This is a genomic window from Archangium sp., from assembly GCF_036389735.1.
GTDB lineage: Bacteria > Myxococcota > Myxococcia > Myxococcales > Myxococcaceae > Archangium.
The window spans coordinates 1-2,157 of record NZ_DASVWK010000405.1; the positions used below are offsets into that span (position 1 = coordinate 1).

2 protein-coding genes are annotated in these 2,157 nt (G+C 67.5%); one reads left to right on the top strand and one right to left on the bottom strand.

The window, feature by feature from the left end; translation table 11 throughout:
- Positions 1 to 580: 580 nt before the first annotated feature.
- Positions 581 to 1,837, bottom strand: a complete 1,257-nt coding sequence (locus tag VF794_RS14650) for an IS701 family transposase (RefSeq protein WP_331110824.1) — start codon at positions 1,835 to 1,837, stop codon at positions 581 to 583.
- A gap of 136 nt (positions 1,838 to 1,973) precedes the next feature.
- Here VF794_RS14650 and VF794_RS14655 point away from each other — a divergent pair.
- Positions 1,974 to 2,157, top strand: a 184-nt coding sequence (locus VF794_RS14655) for a peptidoglycan-binding domain-containing protein (protein WP_331110826.1), incomplete at its 3' end; no start/stop codon positions are given.

A 2,157-nucleotide genomic window follows, 5' to 3' on the forward strand; every position in this document is an offset into this window, starting at 1 on the left:
CTCAAGCAGCAGCGCGTTGATCCGCTCAGCGTCCTGGATCGTCACCCCGTGGAAGGCGCCGGGAATCTCGACATAGCGCGCCCCGGGGATCCGCTCGGCGAGCACTCGGCCCAGACGCGGCGAGGCGATGGGTTCCTCGACGGAGCTTGGGTCAACGGACAAGTCATCAAGGCCAATGGGAGTATAGGCGGGATGAGGGCCCTGTGGAGGGAGAGGGAGCGAGCGAGGAAGGTCGCGGAGGGGGGGCCGCCAGGACGGGACGGTGGAGAGGAGGTGCAGCCCTCTTCAGGCACACGTCGGCCCAAGCGGCCCCCCCAGCATGGGGCGGCGGCAAGGGGCGTGGGCTTGTGGGGCAGCGTGAGGGCTTGGGGCTCAACACCCTGCGCGCTGGGCGGGCCCCTGGGCTTGAGCCAAGCTTGCCCTCGACGTCGGCAGCCCCAGGTGCTCCAGAATGGCGCGTACCCCACTAGTACTACCCGGTCAGATGCAGGGTAGGTTGAATGGGGGAGCACGAGCAGAGATGGGGCGCAGACACAGAGGGCAGTGACCGATGCGGCGCAGCAGCAGGTGCTGGAGGCGCCTACGCACCAAGGGCAACGTCCACGGGGTGGTGCTCAGGGGGGAAAAGCGCCCGACGGAGCGCGAGGAAGCCGTGGGCGACAGCACAGAGGGTGGCATGGTGGTGGAAGCCGCGCCAGGAGCGGCCTTCGAAATGGTCCAGCCCCACCTCCTGCTTCAATTCCTGGTAGTCGCGCTCCACGCGCCAGCGCAGCTTGGCCAGGCGCACCAGGGTCCGTCTGGGGGTGTTGGCTGGCAGAGAAGAGAGCCAGTACTTCGTCGGAGCTTGCTCTGTGGTGGGCCACTGGCACAGCAGCCACATCTCCTCACCAGGAGGCAGGTAATGGACATGGCGCTCCGCCGAGCGCACACGGACGGCGGCGAAACGTGAGGAGTGTCGGCCCCGGCTGCCCTCGCCCCACTCCACCCGGTGCCACTGCGCCTCGGGCAGTTGGCGCGCCAATTCCTCAATGCGCCAGGGCTCCACGCCCCCCTCGGCCACGTAGCGAGTGCTGGGACGCCCCGGCTTGCCCGGAGGCGTCTGTATCCGGTGGGGGACAACACCCGGTGGCCACACCTTGTGCGTGCCTTGCACGCCTACCACGTAGGGCAACCCACGCCGGGTGAGCGCCTCGCGAAATTCCCGGCAGTCGCCATAGCCCGCGTCGGCCAGCACCACGTACGGCCGCACGCCCCACTCCAGCGCGTCGTCCACGAGCTTCAATGCAATCTCCCACTTGCGCTGGAAGCCTACCTCCTCGGGGACTCCCGCGGTCCTGCGCCTCTCCCTGTCTCGCGCCCATTCCTCTGGCAGGTAGAGCCTCATGCCGATGCAGCCGCTGCCGCGCTTGCCGGCCAGGTGCAGACTGACAGCCACCTGGCAGTTGTCCGTGCGCCCCAAGGTGCCCGAATACTGGCGCGCCACCCCCACCGAGTGCGTTCCCTTCTTCGGGAATCCGGTGTCATCCACCACCAGCGCCTCCACCTCGGGCATCTGCTCCTGCACCTTGAGAGCCAGACGTCGATGCATCTCCCAATTGCTCCAACCCGAGGCCGACACACACTGTTGGAGCCGCTGGCGCATGGCCTCTACCCGCGCCTCGTCCTCCACCAGCCGAGCAGCCATCGGCTCAATGCTCTTGCGCTCCCCGTCCAGCAGCAGGCCCGTCAGGTAGTCCCGCAGGGCCTGGCGCCGCTCGCGCCTTCCCAGCCCCTCCACCATCGACTCCATGTACTCGCTCAACTCCCGGTCGAGCCGGCGTACCTGTGCCCGTGTCATGCCCCCCGTATCCTCCTGACTTGGAAACACGGGCCGTACGAACTTACTTCCCAAGTAACCTTGTAGTACTAGGGGCCTATTTGCAAACCGGTAGACGAAGGGGCGTCACATTCTCCCCCGCGCTTCTCTCCCTTTCATGGTCACTAAATCTCGGGCCGCTCCCTCCGACGTCGCCGCCTCCCGTCTCGTCGCACCGCCCACGCTGCGCATGGGCGACAAGGGCCCCTCCGTGGTGTCGCTGCAGAAGAAGCTCGCGGCCGCGGGCTTCAGCACCGGCGCGGCGGATGGAGACTTCGGCCAGAAGACACTCTCGGCCGTGC